Below are 23,613 nucleotides of genomic sequence, written 5' to 3' on the forward strand. Positions count from 1 at the left end.
TATCGTCCGGAGTGAGGCGTGCGGAGCACCTGGGACCTACACACAGTTTGCCACCTGGGCGGCCGTGGAATATCTGGTGCGGCATGCTGTGACGCGGGTGAGTGAAGTGGGTGATGCGCTGGATTGGAGCGTTGGCAACGAACGCAAACAGGAAAGTTGCCGTGTGAAGTGAGGGACCGGTTGGGGGCCCTCAGGCGGGAACAAGGATTGGCGGTTTTAGCCGCTTTCTTTTGCCTACTTTTCTTTGCGGCGGCAAAGAAAAGTAGGTGCCGCCCCGCACAGGGGCGACGCATGAAGCACGAAGGCAATACGCGGATGCCAGCGCAAAGGCCAAAACGCACCGCAAAAGCACCAACATGGAGGAGTGACAAATGGACATCGAAATCACCCGCACGCACGACGTGCTAACAATCGCCTTCGCTCGCCCGGAAAAGAAAAACGCGATCACTGCAGCGATGTACCAAACGATGGCCGACGCGCTGGTCGAAGCGCAACAAGACCCGGCCACCCGCGCGGTGCTCATCCGCGGTAGCGCGGGAATCTTCAGCGCCGGCAACGATCTCGAAGACTTCATGAAGCAGCCGCCCGTCAGCGAAGACGCGCCGGTCTTCCAGTTCCTGCGCGCGATCAGCTCAGCGGAAAAACCGCTAGTGGCATCGGTAGCCGGCGCGGCCGTAGGCATCGGCACAACGCTGCTGCTGCATTGCGACCTCGTCTACGCCGCCGACACAGCGACCTTCTCGCTGCCATTCGCGCAACTCGGCCTGTGCCCGGAAGCCGCATCGTCGCTGCTGCTGCAACGCGTCGCGGGCTATCAGGGGGCGGCGGAAAAGCTGATGCTCGGCGAACCGTTCGACGCCAAAGAAGCGCAACGCATGGGCTTCGTGAACCGGATCCTGCCCGCGGCCGAAGTCGACGCATTCGCACTGCAGCAAGCGCAAAAGCTGGCCGCCTTGCCCGCGTCATCGCTGCGCGTCACCAAGCAGCTCATGAAACGCGCCGCGCAGCACGAAATCCAGACCCAAATGACCGACGAAGCCGTGCATTTCGCCAAGATGCTGCTCGCGCCCGAAGCGAAGGAAGCGTTCAAGGCATTCTTCGAGAAGCGCAAACCGGACTTCCGCCAGTTCAGCTAAACGGGAAACGAGGCGGCCGCGTCAGACAGTGTCGTAATCGACGTAGCCCGCTTCGCGACAGAAGCTCACTAACCGCACCCCCGCCTCACGCGCAATCGTAATTGCCAGCGACGACGGCGCCGAGATCGTCGCGACCATCGGAATATCCACGCGCGCCGCCTTGCGCACCAGCTCGTAGCTCGCGCGGCTCGACAGAAAGACGAAGCCTTCCTTCGTATCGACGCGATCCAGCGACAGCCGCCCGATCAGCTTGTCGAGCGCGTTGTGACGGCCCACGTCCTCGAACGCATACTGGATCGCGCCCGTCGCGTCGCACCACGCGGCGGCGTGCAGGCCGCCCGTCATCTTCGTGAGCGCCTGGTGAGCGGGCAGTTCCTTCGCGGCGCGAGCAATGGCATCCGGCGCGAGACGCTGCAGAAAGCCAGTGTCGGGCACGCGCTCCGGCGCCAGATCGAGCAGATCAATGCTCTCGATTCCGCACACGCCGCAACCCGTCCGCCCGGACAGCGCGCGCCGCTTTTCCTTCAACGCGACGAACGCCTGCTGCACGACGGTCAATTGCACCTCCGCATGCGGCAATTTGCCGTCGCGGAACTCAACCTCGATGTCCTGAATGTGCGCGCCGCGCTCGACAATCCCTTCCGAAATCGCGAAACCCACCGCGAACTCTTCCAGGTCGCGCGGCGTACACATCATCACCGCGTGTGAAATGCCGTTGAAGACGAGCGCAACGGGCCACTCCTGGCCGACATGATCGGCGACGCTCTCGACCGTGCCGCCACGGTGCCGGCGCACCGCCTGCTCGACGATGCCCGGTTGTTCGCCCGTTTCCAGTTCGTTCACCTGCTGACTCCTGCACGAATGCGCGACCCGGCTTAGGGCCGCCGCGCCGCCAATATGGTTCTAAAATACCTCAGACCGGCATAGCGCGTTGCCCGCCGAACAAGAGGAATCTGTCATGGGACTCAATGATGCGCCCCTGCTGTTCAACTTCGAGGTTGAATCTTCGGAGAATCTGAAATTCATTCCGATGGTCGTCCGATTCAATCTCGACCGTTTCGGGCTGCGGATCTCGCTCGAACAATGGCAGATGCTGCCACACGAAGACCGCGTGTTGCTGGCGCGCTTTCCCGTCGAGGACGACACCGCGATCGAGCCGAACTTCGATCACGCCCTCTTCGAGATGATGCGCACGCACGCGAATATCGAGCCCGAATGGTTCACGCCTGAGGATAACCCGGCATGGCGCGACACTGCAGTCGTGCCGGATACCGTTCTGAATCAGGCGCAACTCGCGAATCTCCCTGCGCCGAGCGCGGCGCAGTGGGGGCGGCTCGAGCCGTTTCAGCGCTATGTGCTCGCCAAACTGTCGCGCAAGACGGCGAGCAACCATGATTTCCTGCCGGCAATGAAGGAATTTGGCCTCGCCAGCTGAATCTGGCGCAAGATTTTTTCGTTTTTACCCTCAATCTCTTCCGATCGCTGCCGTTATCCAAAGGTTGGCGCGTAAAGCGCTGCGCCCGGCTGCGCTCGTTCGTCCGCGTCGTCCGTGCGTGCCCTATGTGAGTGACCGCGCATCTGACTGGCTTCCCGCGCGCCCCCGCCTGCAGGATCGAACGACGTTCGGAACCTATGATCTCTTTTCTATCGAAGCGGCTGCTGATCAATCTCGCGGTCGTCGCCGCGGCGGTCGGCGCGAACGCCTTCGTCGCGTACACGCAGATTTGCGGACAGCGCGACGCCGATGCGCGCACGGTCCGCTCGACGGCTATCCGCCAGAATCTGGAAGCCTATCGCGCGACGCTCGAGGACGGCCTCGACATGCTCGGTCGCTATGAGGCAACGGCCGAGCCCGCGACCGCCAATGCGGTGCCCGCCATGTCCGCGTCGCTCGCGAAGATCGACAGGGCGCTGCACGAGCAACTGGCGAACCAGCCGAACGTCGGTAGTGCGCTCGCGCAGCTCACTTCCGATGGCACGCGGCTTCAGCAGGACATCGCACTCGCGCTCGCCAAAACCACCGCGCCGGAACAGGACGGCTCGCGCGCATGGGCCGCGCAGACTTATACGCGCCTCGGCATGGAAGTCGACGGGCTCGAAGCGCGGATGGACCAGTTACGCGCGCAGGAAGACCTCTCGCTGAAAGCGGCACTCGACGCATCGATGCGCGACTCTCGCTACGCGATGCTGTTCCTGATCGTGACGATGCTCGCGGGCAGCGGGCTGCTGATCTACACCTTCGGCGCGCGGGAAAATGTCGCGCGCGAAAAACTGCGCATCGCGAAGGCGCTGCATCGGCACGACGAGCGCTTTCGCGGGCTGTTCGAGCAGCATCCCGTGCCGATGTACATTTTCGACCGCGACACGCTGCGCTTTCTCGCCGTCAACACGGCGGCCGTGCAGCAATACGGCTACTCGGAGAGCGAATTTCTGGCGATGACCGTGCGCGCGATCCGCCCGCACACGGAGGTTGCGCGACTCGAATCGCACTTGCAGCGCAGCGACGTGGCGCCGGGCGGCCCGCGCACGATGGCGGGCATCTGGCATCACCGGCGCAAGGACGGCTCGCAGATCAGCGCCGACATTTCGTATCACGCGATGACCTTCATGGGCCGGCCCGCGCTGTTCGTGCTCGCCGACGACGTCACCGAGCAGATCAACGCCGAAGCCGAAGCGCAGCGTTCGAACCAGATGCTGGAAACGGTAATCGACAACATCCCGCAGCGCATTTTCTGGAAGGACAAGGAGCTGCGCTATCTGGGCTGCAACATGGCGTTCGCGCGCGACGCGGGCCTCGCCTACCCGGAGCAGGTGATCGGCAAGCGCGACGAAGACATGCCGTGGCGCGCATTCGCCGACGAGCTTAGCCGCCAGGATACCGAGGTGATGGCCTCCGGCGTGCCGAAGATGAACTACGAAACCGACATGGTGATCGACGGTGTGCATCGCACGACGGTGACCAGCAAGCTGCCGTTCACCGACAGCGACGGCCGCGTGATCGGCGTGCTCGGCTCGTACACCGACATCACCGAGCGCAAGCGGGCGGACCTCGCGCTGCGCCTGCAAAGCCGCGCGCTCGATGCGAGCGTCAACGCGATCCTGATTACGGCGCCTTCGAAGGAAGGCAATCTGATCGAGTACGTGAACCCGGCGTTCAAGCGCATCACGGGCTACGATCCGCAGGAAGTGATCGGCCAGGACTGCCGCCTGTTGCAGCGCGACGACCGCGATCAGGAAGGCATCGCGGCGATCCGCCAGTCGCTCGCGGCGAACCGCGAAGTGAGCGCGGTGCTACGCAATTACCGCAAGGACGGCGCGCTGTTCTGGAATCAGCTGTATATCGCGCCCGTGCCCGACGCTGACGGCCAGACCACGCACCACATCGCCGTCATCAACGACGTGACGGCGCTGATCCGGTATCAGGAACAGCTCGAATATCAGGCGAACTACGACAGCCTCACGCGCCTGCCGAACCGCAATCTGCTGCGCGACCGGCTGCAGCATGCGCTGATCGTCGCGCAGCGGCATCACAAAGGCGTGGCCGTCGTGTTCATCGATCTCGACGGCTTCAAGAATGTCAATGACAGCCTCGGCCATAGCGTCGGCGACCGGCTGCTGTCGGTGGTGGCGGACCGTCTCGCGCGCTGCGCGCGGGCCAGCGACACGGTCGCGCGTCATGGCGGCGACGAGTTCGTGATCGTGATGACGGATACCGTCGACGAGCAGTCGCTGATCGCCTGGATGGAACGCGTGCGCGCGTCGATTTCGGAGCCAGTGTGGCTCGACGGCACGGAGTTGTATGTCGGCTGCAGCATGGGCGCGAGCCTGTTCCCGCAGGACGGCGACGACGCCGAAACGCTGATGAAGAAGGCCGACCTCGCGATGTACCGCGCGAAGGACATGGGCCGCAACACGTTCCAGTTCTATCAGCCGGAGATGAACGTGTCGGCGGGCGCGCGGCTGAACCTGGAGCGGCGTCTGCGCCGCGCGCTGCGCGACAACGAGTTCCTGTTGCACTACCAGCCGCAGGTCGATATCGAAACGGGGCAGGTGGTCGGCATGGAAGCGCTGGTGCGCTGGAGCGACCCGGAAGTCGGGCTGATTCCGCCGTCGCAGTTCATTCCCGTCGCCGAGGAAAGCGGGCTGATCGGGCCGCTGTCGGAATGGGTGCTGCGCGAGGCGTGCCGTCAGAACAAGGCGTGGCAGGACGAAGGCTTGCCGCCCGCGCGCGTGTCGGTGAACCTGTCGGCGCGGCAGTTCCAGCAGCGCGATATCGCGAAACTCGTGATGCAGGTGCTGGAGGAAACCGGGCTCGATCCGCAGTATCTTGAGCTGGAGCTGACCGAGAGCACCATCATGCGCAACGCGGAAGAGGCCGTGTCGATGCTCAACGAACTGCACGCGCTCGGCATCGGTCTTGCGATCGACGACTTCGGCACGGGGTATTCGAGCCTCAGCTATCTGAAGCGTTTCCCGGTGGACCGGTTGAAGATCGACAGGTCGTTCGTGTCGGATATCGGTGAATCGTCGGACGACGAGACGATCACGTCCGCGATCATCGCGCTCGCGCACTCGCTGAATCTGCAGGTGATTGCGGAAGGCGTGGAGACGTCGACGCAGCTCGACTTCCTCAAGGAGCGCGCGTGCGACGAGATGCAGGGCTATTTCTTCGCGAAGCCGCTGCCGCACGATGCGATTCCCGGCATGCTGCAGCGGGGCGCCGAGAACGCGGCGATGATCGCGGCGAACGCCTGATCGTCAGGCTTTCACGGGCGGATCGAAGGCCGCGCGCTGTGTGGGCGCGGCACGCCGGATTCGATCCGGCAACTCAGTCCAGTTCAGGCAGCGCGCGCGGGCGGCGGTCGCTGTCCGTCGCGACATAGGTGAGGGTCGCTTCCGTCACCTTCACGGTTTCTTCCGAGAGGCTCATGCGCTGCGCGTAGACCTCGACGGCGACCGTGACCGACGTGTTGCCCGTCTTCACGATATCCGCGTAAAAGCTCAGCAGATCGCCGACGAATACCGGCTGCTTGAACACGAACGAATTGACGGCGATGGTCGCAACGCGGCCATTCGCGCGTCGGCTTGCGGGAATCGAGCCGGCGATATCGACTTGCGCCATGATCCAGCCGCCGAACACATCGCCATGGACGTTCGCATCCGACGGTTGCGGGACGACGCGCAGCGCGCACGGTTTCTGCGGGAGGTTGAGAGTCTGGGTCATCGGGGCATCCATGAATTCAGTTGGGTCGACAGGGATGGCGCTCGCGACGACGGCATGACCGGAAGACCAGTGTCAGCGCGGCGAAAGCGGCGCCAGCCGGCTTCTGCGACAATGTTGCTAGATCAGGAATTGTACGGGAAAGCGCACGTTGGCACTTATTGCTGGCGTGTCGCGTTCGGGATGCCGTTTTGTTCGTCGAACGCACTTGCCCGTCACATTCCCCACGAGTCACGCGTCAAGCGTGCAGCCTTTCCCCACAATAGAACCATGCGTCGCTCTTCCGCTTCGTCCGAACCGTCGCCGATTTCGAATCTGCCGCGCAACGACTGGCAAACCATCGTCTCGCTGTTGCCGTACCTTGCGACCTACAAATGGCGCGTGGTGTTCGCGCTCAGCTGCCTGATCGGCGCGAAGGTTGCCAATCTTGGCGTGCCGATCGTGATGAAGCGGATCGTCGACGGTCTTGCTTCCGTGCAGCACCTGACGGCGCTCGGCCGCGCGACGAACGCGCCGGGCATCGTGCTGCTGGGCGGCGTGGGGCTGCTGGTGGTCGCGTATGCCGTCGTGCGGTTGTCGACGTCGCTTTTCACTGAGCTGCGCGAAATTCTCTTCTCGAAGGTGACGGAAAGCGCGGTGCGTCAACTGGCGCTGAAAGTGTTCCGGCATCTGCATGCGCTGTCGCTGCGTTTTCATCTGGAGCGGCAAACGGGCGGCATGTCGCGCGATATCGAACGCGGCACGCGCGGCATCACGCAACTGATTTCGTACTCGCTCTACAGCATTCTGCCGACGCTCGTCGAAGTCGGTCTCGTGCTCGGCTTCTTCGTCGTCAAATACGAGGCGTACTACGCGATCGTCACGTTCATCGCGCTGGCTGCGTACATCACGTTCACGGTGAAGGTGACCGAGTGGCGCACGCACTTTCGCCGCACGATGAACGAGCTCGATTCGAAGGCGAACTCGCGCGCGATCGATTCGCTGCTGAACTACGAGACGGTCAAGTACTTCAACAATGAAGAGTGGGAAGCGCAGCGTTACGACGAGAACCTGAAGCGCTATCGCGCAGCGGCGATCAAGTCGCAGAACTCGCTGTCGGCGCTGAACTTCGGGCAGCAGGCGATCATCGGTACTGGGCTCGTGTTCATCCTGTGGCGTGCGACGCAAGGCGTGATGGCAGGGCGGCTCACGCTCGGCGATCTCGTGCTGATCAACACGTTCATGTTGCAGCTGTATATTCCGCTGAATTTTCTTGGCGTCGTGTATCGCGAGCTGAAGCAGAGTCTCACGGATATGGACCGGATGTTCACGCTGCTTGGCGCGGCGCGCGAAGTGCCCGATGCGCCCGATGCGTTGCCGCTCGTCGTGAGTGGTGCGCAGGTGAGCTTCGAGCATGTGAACTTCGCCTACGAGCCGGCGCGTCCGATTCTGCATGACGTGAGTTTCACGATTGCTGCGGGCACGACCACGGCGGTGGTTGGCCATAGCGGCTCGGGCAAATCGACGCTCGCGCGGCTGCTGTTTCGCTTCTACGATCTGGATCGCGCGACGGGCGGTGCGATTCGCATCGACGGGCAGGATATTCGCGATGTGACGCAGGATTCGTTGCGGGCGTCGATCGGCATCGTGCCGCAGGATACTGTGCTGTTCAACGACACGATCTACTACAACATCGCGTATGGCCGGCCTTCGGCGACGCGCGACGAAGTGATCGCGGCGGCGCGCGCGGCGCATATTCATGAGTTCATCGAGAGCTTGCCCAAGGGGTATGACACGCCGGTCGGCGAACGTGGGCTGAAGCTTTCTGGTGGTGAGAAGCAGCGCGTTGCGATTGCGCGGACCGTGCTGAAGAATCCGCCTGTGCTGCTGTTCGATGAAGCGACTTCAGCGCTTGATTCGCGGTCGGAGCGTGCTATTCAGCACGAGTTGGATTTGATTGCTCGCGAGCGGACGACTTTGATTATTGCGCATCGGCTGTCGACGGTTGTGCATGCGGAGCAGATTATCGTGATGGATAAGGGGCGCATCGTCGAGCGCGGGACTTTTGCTGAACTGATTCTCGTTGGTGGGTTGTTTGCGCAGATGTGGGCCTTGCAGCAGGAGCGTGCTGCGCACGCGGAAGAGGTTTTGGATTTGCCTACGGATGGGGAGTGAGTTTTTTTGTCTGCGACGCTGGGTGGTTTGCTTGTGTTTTCGCTGGCATCCGGGTGGCTGGGTTTGCTGCGCAAGCGGTTTGATGTTTTTGTCTTTTCGCTGACATCCGCGCTTTGTTAGCCTGCTTCACGCGTCGCCCCTGTGCGGGGCGGCACCTACTTTTCTTTGCCGCCGCAAAGAAAAGTAGGCAAAAGAAAGCGGCTAACACCGCCAGTTCTTCTCCCTGCCTGAGGGCCCCCACAGGGTCTTACACTTCACACGGCAATCACGTGACCCACGCACGTTGCCAGCGCACTGAACCAGCGCCTCACCCGCTTCACGCACCCACAATCCAGTATGCCGCGCCAGACAGTCCACCGCCGCCCATGTGGCAAACTGTGTGTAGGCTTCCTGTGCTTCGCACTCGTCACTTCGGACCGATTGCGCATGCGTCCCACCCTGTAAGAGCGCTAACGTGTACGACGCGACAACCTACACACAGTTTGCCACCTGGGCGGCGCAAACCATTCGCTGTCGCTAGCCCGTGTACGGGTATTCGAAGCGGGTGAGGCGCTCACTTAGAGCGTTGGCAACGCACGCAAACAGGAACGCTGCCGTGTGAGGCGTGGGGACGTTGGGGGCCCGTGGATAAGAACAAGAATTGGGGGGCTGTCATAGATTTTGTGTTCAAGGCATAACATGTAGCTCAAGGAGCATGTATGCCACGCAAACCCAAGACGACCACCGAAGCGCAGACAGCGTTGCCGTCCATTCCGAAGGAACTAATCGACCAGTTCGTGAAGGGGCCGATGACGGCCGAAGCGGTGCATGCCGCTTCGGCGGCGTTCAAGAAGGCGCTGATCGAGCGGGCGCTGGGCGCCGAACTTGGACACCATCTGGGCTATCCGGCGGGTGCCGTGCGGCCAGAAGATGCGACCAACCAGCGCAACGGCAAGAGCGGCAAGACAGTGCTGACCGACGACGGTCCGCTACGCCTGGAGATTCCCCGTGACCGCGACGGCAGCTTTGCGCCGATCCTGATTCCGAAGCACGAACGGCGTTTTACCGGCTTTGACGACAAGATCATCGCGATGTACGCCCGTGGCATGACAGTGCGCGAGATCCAGGGGTTTCTGGCCGAGCAGTACGGTACCGATGTATCGCCGGAATTCATCAGTTCGGTGACCGATGCCGTGATGGACGAGGTGAGTATCTGGCAGGCGCGTCCGCTCGAGCCGATGTACCCGGTAGTGTTCTTTGACGCGCTACGCGTCAAGATCCGCGAGGAAGGGATGGTGCGCAACAAGGCGATCTATCTGGCGCTGGGCATCCTGCCGGACGGCACACGGGACATCCTGGGGCTGTGGATCGAGAACACGGAAGGCGCGAAGTTCTGGATGAAGGTATTCAGCGACCTGAAGGTGCGTGGCGTGCAGGACATCCTGATCGCAGTCACCGATGGACTGAAGGGCATGCCTGAAGCACTGGGCGCGGTGTTTCCGGCCACCACGCTCCAGACGTGCATCGTGCACCTGATCCGCCACTCGCTGGACTACGCGAGCTGGAAAGACCGGCGGGGGCTGGCTGCTGCCCTCAAGCCGATCTATTCGGCAACGGGCGCTGAAGCTGCGCAGACCGAACTGGATGCGTTCGAACAGGGTGAGTGGGGCCAGAAATTCCCGACGGTGGTGGCCGCCTGGCGTCGGGCCTGGGATCGCGTGATCCCCTTCTTCGCGTTTCCGCCAGCGGTTCGCAAGGTGATCTACACGACCAATGCCATCGAAAGTGTCAATGCCCGGCTACGCAAGATCGTCAAGACGGGTGGGCACTTCCCGACGGACGAGGCCGCGACCAAACTGCTATGGCTGGCCTTGCGCAATATCACGGCTGACTGGAGCCGTGCCGCGCATGACTGGAAAGCCGCGATGAACCAGTTCGCGATCCTCTACGAGGATCGCTTCACAAGGAATCATTTGTAGAATGCAATTGACGAGCCTGCCAGATGGCAGGCTTTTATCTGCCTTGCACACAAAAATTCAGACACTCCCAGAATTTGGCGGTGTGAGCCGCTTTCTTTTGCCTACTTTTCTTTGCGGCGGCAAAGAAAAGTAGGTGCCGCCCCGCACAGGGGCGACGCTTGAAGCACGCTAACGAATCGCGGATGCCAGCGAAAAGCCAAAAACATCAAACCGCTTGCGCAGCAAACCCAGCCACCCGGATGCCAGAACAAAGACAAGCAAACCACCCAAGCGTCGCAGACAAAAAAACCTACACCTTCAACAACTCATCAAGCGCCCGAAGCTGCGCCGGAGTCCCAACGTTCTCCCACAACCCGTCATACAGCGCCCCAGTAGCGCGCCCCTGCGCAATAGTCTCGCGATAAAACGGCGTAAGCGCGCGCCGCGTCCCAACGGGGAGATCCCGAAACATCCGTGTGTCATAGAGCCCGATGCTACCGAACGTATACCGTGGCGAGCCCTCAAGCGCCAACAGCCCATCGCCGCCGAGCACAAAATCCCCAGCAGGATGAAACAAAGGATTCGGCACCATCACAAGATGCATCCCCGGCGAATCCGCAGCCGCAAGACGAGCACCCGCCGCGCGCAGCGTCGAATAATCAAAATCCGCGTACACATCACCCGCGACGCCGACGAACACCTCAGGCCTGCCTGAGTCCTCCAGCAGCGGCAACGCCTTGGCAATCCCACCCGCCGTTTCAAGCGCTTCATGCTCGGCGGAATAACGCAACTCGACACCAAACCGCGAACCATCGCCCAACGCATCCTCAATCTGCGCGCCGAGCCAGGCATGATTCACGACAATCGTCGTAAAACCGGCGTCTGCCAGCCGCTCGATCTGCCATTCGATCAGCGCCTTGCCGCCCACTTTCAACAACGGCTTCGGACACGTGTCCGTCAACGGCCGCATCCGGTCGCCGCGCCCGGCGGCGAAGATCATCGCTTTATTCAAGTTCTTCACCCGTCAGAACGTGTAGCCGACGTCGACGGCGCGGCCTTCGAGGTCATCGAGCAGCCTGGCGAACGGCACGAGCGGCCGATAACGCTCGCATACCTTGCGCGCATAGCCGATGAAACGCGGCAGATCCGCCATGTAATGCGGCTTGCTATCGCGATAGTTGATCCGGCAGAACAGGCCGAGCACCTTGATATGCCGCTGCAGGCCCATCCATTCGAGCTGTCGGTAGAACTCGCCGAAGTCGGCATCGACGGGCAGCCCCGCTTTTTTCGCGCGCTCCCAGTAGTACACGAAGCAGTCCAGCTCGAACTCTTCGTCCCAACCGATGAACGCATCGCGCAGCAGTGACGCAACGTCATACGTGATCGGACCGTACACCGCGTCCTGAAAGTCGAGCACGCCGGGATTCGGGCTGGCGATCATCAGATTGCGCGGCATGAAATCCCGCAGCATGAAAACCTGCGGCTGCGCCCGCGCGCTCGCGACCAGCAGCGCGAAGGTGCGATCGAGCACGCCGCGCGTGTTCTTATCCACTTCCTGCCCGAGATGCCGGCCGATGAACCATTCCGGCATCAGCTCCATCTCGCGGCGCAGGAACGCTTCGTCGAACGGCGGCAGCACGTCTTCGCGCGAGGCGAGCTGCCAGCGGATCAGCGCATCTAGCGCGTCGCGCATCAGTGTTTTGGCTTCGGCGGGACTGCTCTGCTTCAGCGTCGACAGATACGACTGCGTGCCGAGATCGGTGACGAGCATGAAGCCCGCATCGAGATCGACTTCCAGCACGCGCGGCACGTGGACGCCCGCGTCGGCCAGCAAACCCGCCACCTGCACGAATTCGCGGCATTTTTCGGGCGGCGGCGCATCGACGGCGATCACCGTCGCGCCACCCGCGACAAGCTCCGCGCCGCTGCCCGCGAGGCGGAAGTAGCGGCGAAAGCTCGCATCGGCGGAAGCGGGCTTCAGCGTGGCGAGGTCGAGGCCGTAGCGGCCGGCGTGGGTTTGCAGCCAGGCGCCGAGAAGCTCGAGCCGGGCGTCCGCCGTCGAAGAAGCGGATGTAAGGGAAGATACGGGGGGAAGCGTCATGAAAAGCCGGTGACAAAATCGGGGTGGGCAACGTCTTGCCATATAATACCCCACGACTTTTTTGACGCGACTCGCGTCAGTTCTCGCGCATCTCGTTGGATCGCCCGCCTTACCGCTGCATGAATCGTCAATAGTTGTGCATTCGATGCCCGATTGCACAGGCGGCAACTCGTGACTGATGGCCGGGCACATGAACTGACAGCAGGGCCGATACGCCAAACGATACATGCCGCCTAGACAGCTTTTCCGAACCACTTCCTCCTCTGACGCCCTGCCGCGCAGAAGGCGGCTCGCAGCGGCGCTGGTCGCCGTGCCGGGTCTGCTGCCCGCGCTCTCGCACGCGCAGCTGGCGGGAGAGGCGGCGCAGGCGCAGCCGATAGACGCGCCGTGGGGCCTGCGGCTGGCTCCACAACTCGAAGAACATTCGACACCCAACGGCCAGAGCCCCGCCACCTTCGTGCTGGGCGACTCGACGACGGGCACGGCCGACCAGGACATCGCGGCCAAGGGTGCAGCGGAAGTCCGCCGCACCAATTCGGCGCTGAAAGCCGACGCGCTTCATTACGATCAGGATACGGACATGGCCGATGCTTACGGCAATGTCCATCTGTCGGGCAACGGGGCCACGTTTTCGGGCCCGGAAGCGCACATGAAGATCGAGTCGAGCGAAGGCTTCATGACCACGCCCAAGTATCACTTCACGGTGACGGGCGGTTCGGGCAGTGCGGAGCGCGTCGATCTGCTCGATAACGAGCGCTCGGTGTTCACGCGCGGCACCTACACGGCGTGCCAGTGCGCGGAAGATCCCGCGTGGTACATCAAGGGCAGCGAGTTCGATTTCGATACGGGCGCGGATGACGGCGTCGCGCACAACGGCGTGCTGTTCTTCCAGGGCGTTCCTGTATTCGCGAGCCCGTGGCTGTCGTTCCCGTTGTCGGGCGCGCGGCGCAGCGGCCTGTTGCCGCCGACGGCATCGCTCAGTTCGACCAACGGTTTCGAACTGGCGCTGCCGTACTACTTCAACATTGCGCCCAACCGCGATCTGACGGTGACGCCGCGCATCCTGTCGAAGCGCGGCGTGCAGTTGCAGGCGAACTTCCGCTATCTGTCGCCGACCTATAGCGGCTCGATCACGGGCGAGTATCTGCCCGACGACAAGATCACCCACACGAACCGGTACGCGCTGTATATCCAGCACAACCAGAACTTCGGTTCGGGCTTCGGCGGGTACATCTACTACAACAAGGTCTCGGACAACACCTATCCGGAAGACCTGTCGTCGACGACGAACCAGTTCCTGAACGGCACCCAGCTGCTGTACCAGCAGGAAGCCGGTCTCACGTACAACAACGGGCCGTGGTCCGTGCTTGCGCGCGAGCAGCACTGGCAGACGCTTTCGCCGTCCACCGCGCCGTACGGCCGCGAACCGCAGTTGAACGTGAAGTACGCGAAGTACAATGTCGGCGGTTTCGACTTCGGCGCGGAAGCGGACTACTCGCGCTTTCGCATCACGACGGCGGACGCGACGGAAGGCGACCGCGTCGTCTTCAATCCGTACCTGTCGTACTCCGTCATCGGTCCGGGTTACTTCGTCACGCCGAAGGTGCAATGGCACTTCGCGTCGTATGACCTGAGCAACATCGGCACGGGCTCGCCCGCGAACCAGCCGAAGAACTTCACGGAGTCGATCCCGACGTTCTCGTTCGACACCGGCCTGATCTTCGACCGCTCGGTGCGTCTGTTCGGGCAGGATTTCATCCAGACGCTCGAACCGCGTCTGTACTACGTCTACACGCCGTATCGCAACCAGAACTTCGCGCCGCTGTTCGACACCGCTGAGTCGGACTTCGGCCTCGCGGAAATCTTCACGCCGAATACGTTCGTCGGTAACGACCGTATCGCCGATGCGAACCGTGTGACGGCCGCCATCACCACGCGGTTCCTGAACCCGGCGACGGGCGACGAGCGAGCGCGCTTCGTGATCGCGCAGCAGTACTATTTCCGCGATCAGCGCGTCACGCTGAACCAGACGCCGCAGTCTTCGGAACAGGCGACGCATTCGGACCTGATTCTCGGCGCGTCGCTGAAGCTCGGAGCCGGTTTCGCTTCGGAAACGGCGTTCCAATATAATGCGGACAACAACCAGCTGGTCAAGACCAGCATCGGTTTCGGGTACAGCCCGGCAGCAGGCAAGGTCATCAACCTTGGCTACCGTTACACGCGTGCCAACACGACGCTGGACAACCAGCCGATCAACCAGTTGCTGATCTCGGGCCAGTGGCCGTTGATGCACCGTGTGTTCGGCGTAGGGCGTATCAACTACGACCTGAAAGCACAACGCGTCGTCGACGCGCTTCTCGGCATGCAATACGACGCGGATTGCTGGACGCTCGGCGTGGGTTTTCAGCGTTATGCAAACGGGGTGAACTCGACGGGTGGTACGTCGTCCGGCACGCGGGTGCTTGCGCAGCTGACGTTCAAGGGCCTGTCGAGCGTCGACAACGGGCTGATGTCTGCGTTCCGCGCAAGCGTTGCTGGCTATCAGCCGCCACCGCCGCCGCCGCCGCCCGAATCGCAGTTCAACAACTACCAATGACGGGGTCGCGAATGACGGGGTCACCTATGAGCGAGTCGCGAGTGACAGATCGATGCCGCGTCGTTCGCAGAACAGACAAGACGGGCCGAGCGTGCCCGACATCACTGGAGTATCTGTGGCAATCATGAAAAAGCTTCGCCTGGCAACGTTCGCGACCGGCTTCGCTGCGGCCGCTTCCATTCTGCTGGCAGCGCCTGCGCACGCGCAGGCGCTGGGCGGCAACAGCAATGCTCAAACGGTCGATACGATCGCGGCTGTCGTCAACAACGGCGTCATCACGCAGCGCGAGCTGGACATGCGCGTCGGCCTGATCACGAAGCGGCTGAACCAGCAGCACGCGCCGATTCCGCCTGCCGATCAGTTGCGCCAGCAGGTGCTCAATCAGATGGTGCTGGAGCGCATCCAGTTGCAGAGGGCGCGCGAAGACGGCATCAACGTCGACGACGCGCAGGTGCAGCGCACGCTCGAACGTCTCGCGCAGGCCAACAACATGCCGCTCGAAATGTATCGCGCGCGTATCGAGGCGCAAGGCGTGCCCTGGTCGACCTTCACGGGCGACGCGAAGACGGAGCTGATCCTCTCGCGTCTGCGGGAGAAGGAAGTGGACAGCAAGGTCACCGTGTCGGACGCGGAAGTGGCGAACTACATCGCGAGCCAGCGTGGGCCGACGGCCGGCCTCACCAGCGATCTGCACCTGGAGCACATCCTCCTGAAGGCGCCGCTCAACGCGTCGCAGACGGATATCGAAGCGGCGCAGACGAAGGCGAATGGGCTGCTGCAGGAAGCATTGAAGGGCGACAACTTCGAGAAGCTCGCGAAGGCCAATTCGCAGGCGGCGGATGCATCGAAGGGCGGCGACCTGGGCTTTCAGTCACCGTCCAAACTGCCGGCTGAATTCGTGACGGCAGCTTCGACGCTGCGTCCGGGCCAGGTCAATCCGTCCGTGATCCGCACCAACGACGGCTTCGAGATCGTGCGACTCGTCGATCGCCGCTCTGGCCAGGGCGCGACTTCCGCCGATTCGACCAAGCTCACGCAGACGCACGTGCGCCACATCCTGCTGCGTGTCGGCGACGGCATGTCGGAGCCGCAGGCGCGCCAGAAGCTGCTCGAAATCCGCCAGGAGATCGAAACGGGCCAAGGCGATTTCGACAAGTTTGCGCGCACCTATTCGCAGGACGGTTCGGCGTCGCAAGGCGGCGATCTCGGCTGGATCAGCCCAGGCGAAACGGTGCCCGAGTTCGAACGCGCGATGAACGCGCTGCAGGACAACCAGATCAGCCAGCCCGTGCGAAGCGAATATGGCTATCACCTGATCCAGGTGCTCGGCCGGCGCGAAGCGGAAGGCTCGGTCTCGCAGCAGATGGACCTCGCGCGCCAGGCTATCGGCCAGCGCAAGGCGGAACAGGCGTATGCCGACTGGCTGCGTGAGCTGCGCGACACCGCGTATGTCGATTACAAGGCAAACCCGATCACGGGTACCTCCGCGCAATAACTCTGGAATCGTCATGACCGCTGCCCAGCCCTCGAACGCACCGCTGAACATCGCGATCACCACGGGCGAGCCGGCTGGCGTCGGTCCTGAACTGACGGCACAGGCGCTCGCCGCGGCGGGCGCGCACTGGCCCGATGCGCACTTCACGGTGCTCGGTGACAGCGGTTTGATGGCCGAACGGGCGAAAGCAGTAGGGATCGACTGGGCGGCGCAGCAGGGCCGCCACATCGCCACGCAGCATCACGCGCTCGCCGCGCCCGCGCACGCCGGCAAGCTCGACGTAAAGAACGGGCCGTATGTGCTCGGCCTGCTCGATGCAGCGATCGATGGCGCGCTCGCGGGCACGTTCGACGCAATCGTCACCGCGCCGCTGCAAAAGAGCACGATCAACGATGCCGGCGTGCCGTTCACCGGTCATACCGAATATCTGGCGGAGCGCACCAACACCCCGCGCGTCGTGATGATGCTGGCGGGCACGGGCGCAAGGCCGCTGCGCGTCGCGCTCGCCACGACGCATCTGCCGCTGAAGGACGTGTCGGCGGCGCTGACGGTCGACGGCCTCGTTGACACGCTGCGTATCATCGACCATGACTTGCGGCACCATTTCGGCCTGCCGGCACCGCGTATTCTCGTCACCGGCCTGAATCCGCATGCGGGTGAAAACGGCTATCTCGGCCGCGAGGAAATCGACGTGATCTCGCCGGCGCTGCAACAGGCGAACGGCCAGGGCATCGACGCGCGCGGCCCGTATCCCGCCGACACGCTGTTTCAGCCGCGTTATCTGAACGAAGCCGATTGCGTACTCGCGATGTTTCACGATCAGGGCCTGCCCGTTCTGAAATACGCGACGTTCGGCGAAGGCATCAACGTGACGCTCGGCTTGCCGATCATTCGCACGTCTGTCGATCACGGCACGGCGCTCGATCTCGCCGGCACAGGCCGCGCGGATGCGGGCAGCCTGATCGCCGCGATCGACACCGCAGTTTCCATGGCGCGCAACCGTCGCGCCGCATGATTTTTTTGTAGCTTCTATCGATGTCCAACAGTTCAAGCAAACAGCACCAGGGCCACTTCGCGCGCAAGCGCTTCGGACAGAATTTTCTGGTCGACTTGGGCATCATCGATTCGATTGTCGACGTGATCCGTCCGCAACGCGGCGAGCGCATGGTCGAAATCGGACCGGGGCTGGGCGCGCTGACGGAGCCGCTGATCGGGCGTCTCGCGACGCCCGAAGCGCCGCTGCACGCCGTCGAACTGGACCGCGACCTGATCGGGCGTTTGAAGAAGAAGTTCGGCGAGCTACTCGAATTGCATGAAGGTGATGCGCTCGCGTTCGACTTCGGCGCGCTCGCGGAAGCGGGCGAAAAGCCCACGCTGCGTATCGTCGGCAATCTGCCTTACAACATTTCGAGCCCGTTGCTGTTTCATCTCGCCACTTTCGCCGATCGCGTAATCGATCAGCATTTCATGCTGCAGAACGAAGTGGTCGAGCGGATGGTCGCGGAGCCGGGCACCAAGGCGTTCAGCCGGTTGTCTGTGATGTTGCAGTACCGTTATGTGATCGACAAGCTGCTCGACGTGCCGCCCGAATCGTTCCAGCCGCCGCCGAAAGTCGATTCCGCGATCGTCCGCATGATTCCGTACGCGCCGCACGAACTGCCTTCCGTCGATCAAGCGACGCTCGGTGAACTCGTCACCGCGGCGTTCTCGCAGCGTCGCAAGATGTTGCGAAATACGCTTTCCGCATATCGCGATACCGTCGATTTCGAAGCGCTCGGCTTCGATCTGCAGCGCCGCGCGGAGGACGTGCCCGTCGCAGAGTATGTGTCGGTTGCGCAGGCCGTATCGGCGGCTTCTCCGAAGTAGCTGGAAACGCAGCGAGTCAAGTCACAAATACGACTCGTTGAATCTGCAAAGGCCACTGTAGACAGCCCGCAACACGCGGGCTTTCTTTTATCTTCCCGACTCTTCATACAGATTAATCTTACGCTTGCTTGCGTTCGCCTATTTGCGCGCCAGCGACGCCGCACCGCTTTAAGAAAATCCCACGCACTAACGCATGCAGGATGGATCAGGAGACGGTATGACGAAGGGGAGCAAGAGACTGAGGTTCTGCGCGTGGGCGGCGCTTTCGCCCGCGTTGACGTGCGCGACGGCACACGCGCAATCGAGCGTCACCTTGTACGGCATTGTCGACGAAAGCGTCCGCTATATGACGCACGTGAACAAGAACGGTGACTCGAGCGTCGGCCTCGGCAACGGCGGCATGTCCGAGAGCCGCTGGGGCTTGCGCGGCGTCGAGGACCTGGGCGGCGGCTGGTCGACCTTCTTCAAGCTCGAAAACCGTATCTACATCAACAGTGGTCAGAGCGATCCGACGCTGCCGTTTTTCAACGAGGCGCAGGTCGGTGTGCAGTCGTCGTCGTACGGCAAGCTGATCTTTGGGCGGATGCCGAACGTGCTGATCGAAGGCATCACGATTGGTGGCTATGGCAGCAACCCGTGGATTCCTTACGACTTCAGTTTCCAGCCGGAAGTGACGATGTCGGGCGGTATCTGGACGAGCAATCAGGTGCAGTATCAGGCGCGCGCGCATGACGTGTTGTTGTCGATCGGGTACGCGTTCGGCGGCGTCGCGGGGCACCAGTCGTATGGTTCGCAGTACGGCGCGGCTGTTGCTTATGCGCCTAGTGGCGGGCCTGTGAATATGGGCGGCGCGTATGAGGAGTCGCGCGATTCCGTCAATGGCAGCGCGGCGAAAGCGTGGACGTTCGGGGCGTCGTACACGTGGAACCAGACGCGCTTCGCGCTTGGCTACATCGTCAATCAGAACGACGCGGGCTTCTCGAATTTCGCGAACGGACCGTTTACGGCGCCTGTGCTTGCGGCGCTCAAGTACACGGACTTTTCACGACGTCGGATGATAATGGGCGGTATCACGCAGCAGGTGGGCGCTGCCTGGCATTTCGCAGCGAATGTGTGGCGGACATTGCAGGACGGCAAGACGCCGGCGCAGGATGGCTCTGCGTGGCAGTATCAGCTCGTAGCTGATTACAGTTTGTCCAAGCGCACGGATGTTTATGTGGAAGGCGATTACGCGCTGTATCGCGGAGATCTGATTGGCGCGCAATTGCAGGGTGTGAATGGGGTCGGGCTGGCGCAGAAGGGTACGCAGATTGGGCTGATGACAGGGCTGCGGCATCTGTTCTAAAGTTTTGCCTATGGGGCGTGTGGACGCCGCCGGACTGGGTTTGGCGAGCGCGCGGCGTTTTCGGTTTTTCTGTACATTTACGCCCTCGACATCCCTACACAATACTGGAGTACACAATGCGCCTTCTTCACACCATGCTTCGAGTCGGCAATCTCGACCGCTCGATCAAGTTTTATACCGAGTTGCTCGGGATGAAAGTGCTGCGTCGAAATGATTATCCTGAGGGTAAGTTTACGCTTGCGTTTGTTGGGTATGAAGATGAGAAAGATGGCACGGTTATCGAACTGACTCACAATTGGGATACTGAGTCGTACGATCTGGGAGATGCGTTTGGGCACCTGGCGGTTGAGGTGGATGACGCGTATGCCGCGTGCGCCAAGATCAAGGAGCAGGGCGGGACGGTTGTGCGGGAGGCCGGGCCTATGAAGCACGGTACGACTGTTATCGCGTTTGTGACTGACCCTGACGGGTATAAGATCGAGTTTATTCAGCGGAAGTCTTAAGGGTTTTTGTTTTGTCTGCGACGCTGGGTGGTTTGCTTGTTTTTGAGCTTGCATCCGGAGGGCGGTGTTTGCTGCGCCAGCTTTCTGGTTTGCATGTGGTTTCGCTGGCATCCGCGATTCGTTAGCGTGCTTCAAGCGTCGCCCCTGTGCGGGGCGGCACCTACTTTTCTTTGCCGCCGCAAAGAAAAGTAGGCAAAAGAAAGCGGCTCACACCGCCAATTCTTGTTCTTATCCACGGGCCCCCAACGTCCCCACGCCTCACACGGCAGCGTTCTTGTTCGCGGGGGTTGCCAACGCGCTGAATGAGCGCCTCACCCACTTCAAACACCCGTACATGAGCTAGCGGCAACGAACGGTATGTGCTGCCCAGGTGGCAAACTGTGTGTAGGTTGTCGCGTCGTACAGGGTAGCGCTCTTACCGGGTGGGACGCATGCGCAATCGGTCCGAAGTGATGCGTGCGAAGCACAGGAAGCCGACACACAGTTTGCCACCTGGGCGGCGGTGGACTGTCTGGCGCGGCATACTGGATTGTGGGTGCGTGAAGCGGGTGAGGCGCTGGTTCAGTGCGCTGGCAACGTGCGTGGGTCACGTGATTGCCGTGTGAAGTGTAAGACCCTGTGGGGGCCCTCAGGCAGGGAGAAGAACTGGCGGTGTGAGCCGCTTTCTTTTGCCTACTTTTCTTTGCGGCGGCAAAGAAAAGTAGGTGCCGCCCCGCACAGGGGCGACGCGTGAAGCAGGCTAACAAAGCGCGGATGCCAGCGAAACCACATGCAAACCAGAAAGCTGGCGCAGCAAACACCGCTCTCCGGATGCCAGCGAAACCACATGCAAACCAGAAAGCTGGCGCAGCAAACACCGCTCTCCGGATGCCAGCGAAACCACATGCAAACCAGAAAGCTGGCGCAGCAAACACCGCCCTCCGGATGCCAGCGAAACCACAAGCAAACCACACCAGCGTCGCAGACAAACCCCAAAAAAACCAAATCACAAAGTAGGCAAAAGCTCCGGCGGATGATGCTTCAACGTCTGCCTAGCCTCCCGAAACTCGGGAAAAATCGACTCCACCGTCTGCCAGAACTTAGGACTATGGTTCATCTCGCGCAAATGCGCGAGTTCATGCGCGACGACGTAGTCAATAACGGATAAAGGAAAGTGAATCAGCCGCCAGTTAAGGCGAATCTTTCCATCACTAGAACAACTACCCCACCGCGTAGCGGCGGAAGAAAGCCCATAAGCCCGATACGAAACCCCAAGCTTCTCGGCATACACAACAAGACGTTCACCGAAAATCCGCTTCGCCTCGTTCTGCAGCCACCCCTGCACGCGATCCTTGATCTGCTGCGGATCAGCCTGCGCCGGCAGCGGCAGCGCGAGCATATTCCCCGCAGCATCGTACACAAGCTGACCATTCGCAGCCGCAAGCGTCACGCGCACAGTCTGCCCAAGATAGGGCAACTCAGCGCCATCTTTCCAGTCGACGCGCGGCATCACACGCTGCTCGGTACGGGTCTGCCACTCAGTGAGTTTGGTAAAAATCCAGCGCTGCTTTTCGGCGATCGCCGTTTCGATATCAGCGAGCGTGACCCACCGCGGCGCGGTGATAGTCAGCCCCGTGCTGTCGATCGCAAACCCGATCGAGCGCCGCGACGAACGCTTCAGCCCGTAATGCAACGTGCGCGCACCAAGCGTGACGCTGCGCATTTTCGAACCATCGGGAGCGAGGGGAGCAGCGGACTTGGGTTGCGGCGGCGCGGCAGGTTTGCCCGGCTCGTCGAAGAGCGGCAGATCCAGTTGCCGGCTATCGAGCGCCGCAGCAGGCTGCGGCTTGGAAGACTTCTGCATCGGACTCACTTCGCGCTGATACGCTGCAACGCGCGTATGTGCGCATTGCAGCGTGGCGCGTCAGATACGGGCGGCGGCGGGCGTGCTTTGCTCGTCGCCATAAGCGGCCGGATCGATACGACGCATCTCGGCCTCGATCCACGTTTCAACGCGCGTGTTCACTTCGTCGGGCGTGAGCCCGGTAGTGTCGATCGGTTTGCCGATCGACACTGTGACTATACCCGGATATTTCATAAACGAGTTGCGCGGCCACACGCGCCCCGCATTGTGCGCGATGGGGACGACGGCCGCGCCCGTCGCGACCGCGAAGCGCGCGCCACCCGTCTTGTACTTGCCTTGCTTGCCCGTGGGCGTGCGCGTGCCTTCCGGGAACATGATGACCCACGCGCCTTCGGACATGCGTCGCGCGCCTTGCCGCGTCACCGATGCAAACGCATTCTTGCCTTCCTTGCGGTCGATGTGAATCATCTTCAGCATGCCGAGCGCCCAGCCGAAGAACGGCACATACAACAGCTCGCGCTTGAACACGTAGCACAGCGGCCGCGGCATCAACGCGGGAAACGCGAGCGTCTCCCACGCGGATTGATGTTTCGACAGCAACACGGTGGGACCGTTCGGCAGGTTGTCCATGCCGCGTATTTCGTAGCGGATGTTGTTCAGCCAGCGCACGACAGAGAGCGTCGTGCGACACCAGCCGACAGCCATCCAGTAGCGGTTATCGGCGCGCATGAACGGAAACGCGATGAAGCACGCGGTCGCGTAGGGAATCGTGAAGACCGCAAAAAAGATCAGCAGCAACAGCGAGCGGATGAAGCGCATCGGCGTGGTCAGTGAGGTGAGGGCGTGCTAGGCACGCATCATTCTTGTTCTTCGGCGAGAAAGTCGAGTGCGAACGCGCGCAGGTCGTTATGCACGATCGTACCTTCGGGGAGGCCGCCTGCTTCAAGCGTCTTCTTGCCCTTACCCGTCAGCACGAGGTGCGGGACGAAACCGAGCGCGGCGCCTGCCTGCAGATCGCGCAACGAATCGCCGACGCAAGGCGTCTCCTCCGGTTCGATCTCGAAGCGCTCCGCGATCATCTTCAGCATGCCGGGCCTCGGCTTGCGGCATTCGCAGTGATCGTCGGCGGTGTGCGGGCAGAAGAACACGGCGTCGATGCGCCCACCGACGGCGGCCGCCGCGCGATGCATCTTCAGATGCATCGCGTTGAGCGCGTCCATGTCGAACAGGCCGCGGCCGATACCCGACTGATTCGTCGCAATCGCCACGCGATAGCCGGCCTGGTTGAGCCGCGCGATGGCTTCGAGACTGCCGGGCAACGCGACCCACTCGTCGGGTGTTTTGATGAACGCGTCCGAGTCGGCGTTGATCACGCCGTCCCGGTCGAGCACTACCAGTTTCTTTGCAGTCGGCATG

19 protein-coding genes are annotated in these 23,613 nt (G+C 62.0%); 11 read left to right on the forward strand and 8 right to left on the reverse strand.

Annotated elements, in window-relative coordinates:
- The first annotated feature begins 371 nt into the window (after positions 1–371).
- Entirely contained in the window at positions 372–1,136 is a 765-nt protein-coding gene (locus C2L65_RS01945; protein WP_042315326.1) for an enoyl-CoA hydratase, read from the forward strand.
- A 21-nt stretch (positions 1,137–1,157) separates the two neighbouring features.
- Here the strand turns inward: C2L65_RS01945 and fdhD are convergent, their stop codons facing one another.
- A complete protein-coding gene (gene fdhD, locus C2L65_RS01950; protein ID WP_042315327.1) occupies positions 1,158–1,979 on the reverse strand; it encodes a formate dehydrogenase accessory sulfurtransferase FdhD in 822 nt (273 codons plus the stop codon).
- 115 nt (positions 1,980–2,094) lie between these two features.
- Here fdhD and C2L65_RS01955 point away from each other — a divergent pair, with 115 nt between their 5' ends.
- Entirely contained in the window at positions 2,095–2,571 is a 477-nt protein-coding gene (locus C2L65_RS01955; protein ID WP_042315328.1) for a nitrate reductase associated protein, read from the forward strand.
- A 197-nt stretch (positions 2,572–2,768) separates the two neighbouring features.
- Entirely contained in the window at positions 2,769–5,891 is a 3,123-nt protein-coding gene (locus C2L65_RS01960) for a sensor domain-containing protein (RefSeq protein ID WP_042315329.1), read from the forward strand.
- A 73-nt stretch (positions 5,892–5,964) separates the two neighbouring features.
- Here C2L65_RS01960 and C2L65_RS01965 read toward each other — a convergent pair whose 3' ends face one another.
- Complete coding sequence (locus C2L65_RS01965; RefSeq protein WP_007579793.1) at positions 5,965–6,360, reverse strand: acyl-CoA thioesterase; 396 nt, start codon at positions 6,358–6,360, stop codon at positions 5,965–5,967.
- A 267-nt stretch (positions 6,361–6,627) separates the two neighbouring features.
- Between C2L65_RS01965 and C2L65_RS01970 the strand changes: the two genes are divergently transcribed.
- Positions 6,628–8,511 (forward strand): ABCB family ABC transporter ATP-binding protein/permease, encoded by a 1,884-nt coding sequence (locus C2L65_RS01970; RefSeq protein ID WP_042315331.1) that lies wholly within the window; start codon positions 6,628–6,630, stop codon positions 8,509–8,511.
- A gap of 698 nt (positions 8,512–9,209) precedes the next feature.
- Positions 9,210–10,469, forward strand: coding sequence for an IS256 family transposase (locus C2L65_RS01975; RefSeq protein ID WP_103254504.1), 1,260 nt, complete (start codon positions 9,210–9,212; stop codon positions 10,467–10,469).
- Between the two features lie 289 nt (positions 10,470–10,758).
- On the opposite strand, the gene murU is transcribed toward C2L65_RS01975, so the two are convergent.
- Complete coding sequence (murU, locus tag C2L65_RS01980) at positions 10,759–11,448, reverse strand: N-acetylmuramate alpha-1-phosphate uridylyltransferase MurU (protein WP_042316998.1); 690 nt, start codon at positions 11,446–11,448, stop codon at positions 10,759–10,761.
- Positions 11,449–11,472: 24 nt separating this feature from the next.
- Positions 11,473–12,549, reverse strand: a complete 1,077-nt coding sequence (locus C2L65_RS01985) for an aminoglycoside phosphotransferase family protein (RefSeq protein ID WP_042316995.1) — start codon at positions 12,547–12,549, stop codon at positions 11,473–11,475.
- 226 nt (positions 12,550–12,775) lie between these two features.
- Between C2L65_RS01985 and C2L65_RS01990 the strand changes: the two genes are divergently transcribed.
- The 6 genes from C2L65_RS01990 to gloA all read left to right on the forward strand — a co-directional run bounded on the left by C2L65_RS01990 (position 12,776) and on the right by gloA (position 20,354).
- Complete coding sequence (locus C2L65_RS01990) at positions 12,776–15,145, forward strand: LPS-assembly protein LptD (RefSeq protein WP_042316992.1); 2,370 nt, start codon at positions 12,776–12,778, stop codon at positions 15,143–15,145.
- A gap of 115 nt (positions 15,146–15,260) precedes the next feature.
- On the forward strand, positions 15,261–16,640 hold the full coding sequence (locus tag C2L65_RS01995; protein ID WP_174485124.1) for a peptidylprolyl isomerase: 1,380 nt from the start codon (positions 15,261–15,263) through the stop codon (positions 16,638–16,640).
- Positions 16,641–16,653: 13 nt separating this feature from the next.
- Positions 16,654–17,655: a 4-hydroxythreonine-4-phosphate dehydrogenase PdxA gene (gene pdxA, locus C2L65_RS02000; RefSeq protein ID WP_042316986.1), complete on the forward strand. Its 1,002-nt coding sequence runs from the start codon at positions 16,654–16,656 to the stop codon at positions 17,653–17,655.
- Between the two features lie 20 nt (positions 17,656–17,675).
- A complete protein-coding gene (gene rsmA / locus C2L65_RS02005; protein ID WP_042316981.1) occupies positions 17,676–18,506 on the forward strand; it encodes a 16S rRNA (adenine(1518)-N(6)/adenine(1519)-N(6))-dimethyltransferase RsmA in 831 nt (276 codons plus the stop codon).
- Positions 18,507–18,723: 217 nt separating this feature from the next.
- Entirely contained in the window at positions 18,724–19,851 is a 1,128-nt protein-coding gene (locus C2L65_RS02010; protein ID WP_042316978.1) for a porin, read from the forward strand.
- A 116-nt stretch (positions 19,852–19,967) separates the two neighbouring features.
- Entirely contained in the window at positions 19,968–20,354 is a 387-nt protein-coding gene (gene gloA, locus C2L65_RS02015) for a lactoylglutathione lyase (protein WP_042316975.1), read from the forward strand.
- Positions 20,355–21,093: 739 nt separating this feature from the next.
- Here gloA and C2L65_RS45350 read toward each other — a convergent pair.
- The 4 genes from C2L65_RS45350 to gmhB form a co-directional block, all read right to left on the reverse strand.
- Positions 21,094–21,264 (reverse strand): hypothetical protein, encoded by a 171-nt coding sequence (locus C2L65_RS45350; RefSeq protein ID WP_158660405.1) that lies wholly within the window; start codon positions 21,262–21,264, stop codon positions 21,094–21,096.
- Between the two features lie 75 nt (positions 21,265–21,339).
- Entirely contained in the window at positions 21,340–22,197 is an 858-nt protein-coding gene (locus C2L65_RS02020) for a M48 family metallopeptidase (RefSeq protein WP_042317065.1), read from the reverse strand.
- A 60-nt stretch (positions 22,198–22,257) separates the two neighbouring features.
- Positions 22,258–23,016 (reverse strand): lysophospholipid acyltransferase family protein, encoded by a 759-nt coding sequence (locus tag C2L65_RS02025; RefSeq protein ID WP_042317063.1) that lies wholly within the window; start codon positions 23,014–23,016, stop codon positions 22,258–22,260.
- 38 nt (positions 23,017–23,054) lie between these two features.
- Complete coding sequence (gmhB, locus tag C2L65_RS02030; protein ID WP_042317060.1) at positions 23,055–23,612, reverse strand: D-glycero-beta-D-manno-heptose 1,7-bisphosphate 7-phosphatase; 558 nt, start codon at positions 23,610–23,612, stop codon at positions 23,055–23,057.
- Position 23,613: the final 1 nt, after the last annotated feature.

Origin of the sequence: Paraburkholderia terrae (assembly GCF_002902925.1) — a bacterium.
GTDB classification, from domain to species: Bacteria; Pseudomonadota; Gammaproteobacteria; order Burkholderiales; family Burkholderiaceae; genus Paraburkholderia; species Paraburkholderia terrae.

Bases quoted from the DNA above. Each gene is read 5' to 3' on its own strand.
- C2L65_RS01965 (WP_007579793.1), bottom strand. From the start codon at position 6,360: ATGACCCAGACTCTCAACCTCCCGCAGAAACCGTGCGCGCTGCGCGTC.
- rsmA (WP_042316981.1), top strand. From the start codon at position 17,676: ATGTCCAACAGTTCAAGCAAACAGCACCAGGGCCACTTCGCGCGCAAG.
- C2L65_RS01990 (WP_042316992.1), top strand. From the start codon at position 12,776: ATGCCGCCTAGACAGCTTTTCCGAACCACTTCCTCCTCTGACGCCCTG.
- C2L65_RS02020 (WP_042317065.1), bottom strand. From the start codon at position 22,197: ATGCAGAAGTCTTCCAAGCCGCAGCCTGCTGCGGCGCTCGATAGCCGG.
- C2L65_RS01970 (WP_042315331.1), top strand. From the start codon at position 6,628: ATGCGTCGCTCTTCCGCTTCGTCCGAACCGTCGCCGATTTCGAATCTG.
- C2L65_RS02025 (WP_042317063.1), bottom strand. From the start codon at position 23,016: ATGCGCTTCATCCGCTCGCTGTTGCTGCTGATCTTTTTTGCGGTCTTC.
- C2L65_RS01985 (WP_042316995.1), bottom strand. From the start codon at position 12,549: ATGACGCTTCCCCCCGTATCTTCCCTTACATCCGCTTCTTCGACGGCG.
- gloA (WP_042316975.1), top strand. From the start codon at position 19,968: ATGCGCCTTCTTCACACCATGCTTCGAGTCGGCAATCTCGACCGCTCG.
- pdxA (WP_042316986.1), top strand. From the start codon at position 16,654: ATGACCGCTGCCCAGCCCTCGAACGCACCGCTGAACATCGCGATCACC.
- gmhB (WP_042317060.1), bottom strand. From the start codon at position 23,612: ATGCCGACTGCAAAGAAACTGGTAGTGCTCGACCGGGACGGCGTGATC.
- C2L65_RS02010 (WP_042316978.1), top strand. From the start codon at position 18,724: ATGACGAAGGGGAGCAAGAGACTGAGGTTCTGCGCGTGGGCGGCGCTT.
- C2L65_RS01945 (WP_042315326.1), top strand. From the start codon at position 372: ATGGACATCGAAATCACCCGCACGCACGACGTGCTAACAATCGCCTTC.
- C2L65_RS01960 (WP_042315329.1), top strand. From the start codon at position 2,769: ATGATCTCTTTTCTATCGAAGCGGCTGCTGATCAATCTCGCGGTCGTC.
- C2L65_RS01975 (WP_103254504.1), top strand. From the start codon at position 9,210: ATGCCACGCAAACCCAAGACGACCACCGAAGCGCAGACAGCGTTGCCG.
- C2L65_RS01955 (WP_042315328.1), top strand. From the start codon at position 2,095: ATGGGACTCAATGATGCGCCCCTGCTGTTCAACTTCGAGGTTGAATCT.
- murU (WP_042316998.1), bottom strand. From the start codon at position 11,448: ATGATCTTCGCCGCCGGGCGCGGCGACCGGATGCGGCCGTTGACGGAC.